The sequence below is a fragment of the Streptococcus sp. 2018110 genome, from assembly GCF_019754115.1.
In the GTDB taxonomy this organism is placed as follows: Bacteria; Bacillota; Bacilli; order Lactobacillales; family Streptococcaceae; genus Streptococcus; species Streptococcus hashimotonensis.
The window spans coordinates 1-1801 of the sequence record NZ_JAIJZO010000041.1 but is presented as its reverse complement, the minus strand read 5'-3'; the positions used below and the strand labels follow the sequence as shown (position 1 = coordinate 1801).

Here is a 1801-nt window from a genome sequence, read left to right as displayed (position 1 = left end):
AAGAGGCTGGGCAAAAACTAGCCGCTCACATATAAAAAAACGAGCAATTCCAATTAGGAGTTGCTCGTTTTCCATTTCATGCTTTATAATTATAATAACGACAAAACAACTAGAAAGGCATGAAAATGTATAAACAGTATAACACAAATCAGTTAAGTTTGGAATTAAATATTGCTTGGGACTTACCTGCAACGCATGAGGCTCGTCTGATTAGTCAGTTTGTGGATACCATTCCTCAACCTGTTCTACTAGATGAAATTTCTCACACAGGTCGTCCTGCCTTTCATCCAGCCATGTTGCTCAAAATGACCCTGTTCGCCTATGCTCGCCAGGTATTCTCTGGTCGAAAAATCGTTCAAATGAATGAAGAAGTCATTCCTATGAAATGGCTGAGTCAGGATACCTACGTCTGTTATCGAACCATCAACAGTTTTCGGGCTAGCACACACGCCAATCAGCTCATCAAAACTGCCTTCATCTACTTCACTCTCCTCCTCAGAGAGAATGGCTTGATTGAAGATGAGGCTCTCTTCATTGACGGGACTAAGGTAGAAGCTGATGCCAATAAGTATTCCTTCACGTGGAGAAAGGCCGTTGAACGCTATGAAGATGCCTTGAATGGAAACATTTCAGCCCTCTATGACAAGCTAGTTCAAGAAGGGGTGAATACTGCCTTGTCCAAGGAAGAATGCCTCACTAGCGAGGGACTAAACCAACTCCTACAAGAGACCGAACAAGTACTAGATGAGGTGGAAAAGGCTATCTCACAAGAGCCTAAAGTCATTAAAGGTGGATCAGCCAACAGACAGAAACGAAGAAGAATTAAGAAACTCAAGAGAAAGTTGAAAGAGGATTTTCTTGTTCGGAAACAGAAGTACGAACGAGATAAACAGATTCTACAAGAGCGAAACTCCTACTCTAAAACGGATCATGATGCAACATTTATGCGGATGAAAGAGGATCATATGAAGAATGGTCAGCTCAAACCTGGTTACAACCTCCAACTTGGTACAAACAACCAGTTTGCCTTAGCTTACGGATTGTATCCGAATCCAACTGACACTCGTACACTCAAGCCATTTCTTCAATCCATCCAAACCTTAGAACTCTTTCAACACATTGTCGCGGATGCAGGTTATGGTAGTGAAGAAAATTACAGCTTTATCCTTGATGACCTGGAGAAAACACCTCTGATTCCCTACGGAACATATCAGAAAGAGCAGAAGAAAAGCTATAAGAAGAGTGATGCCAATCCTAAAAACTGGACTTACTTAGAAGATTCTGACCAGTGGATAAAGCCAGATGGGGTTGTGTATTCATTCAAGAATTATTCACGAAGAACGGAGCAGAATGGGTTTGAGAAAGATATTAAGATTTACGAAGCTGATCCTGTACAAGCTAGTGAAGAGTTAGACCAATTAGCACGGACAGAAAAAGGAAACCTCAAACAAATTCAGTATAATCCTATGTGGAACTATTTCAAGAACTTAGTCAAAGAGGAATTGACAAGTAAAGAGGGAGCCCGCATTTATGCCAAACGCAAGGTGGATGTCGAACCTGTATTTGGTAGGATGAAGGGTGTTTTTGGCGTGCGCAGAGTCCATGTCAGAGGTCAAAAGGTGGTTGAAACTGAGATAGGATTCCTCCTAATGAGCATGAATCTCACGAAATTGGCTAAGAAATTAGTCCAAGATAGTAGAAGCAGAAAGAAAAACACAGACAGTTCGGCTGAATTTCATCAGAATCAGCTTGAATCTATCTGTGTTTTTTATTTACTGGCTAGTTTTTGCCCAGTCTCTTT

At 41.1% G+C, this 1801-nt stretch carries 1 protein-coding gene; it reads left to right on the top strand.

Annotated features, from left to right (window positions below; all coding sequences use genetic code 11):
* Positions 1-125 precede the first annotated feature (125 nt).
* Positions 126-1801 (top strand): IS1182 family transposase (locus K5Q34_RS11645; RefSeq protein WP_253214129.1); only part of this gene is annotated, 1676 nt, incomplete at its 3' end.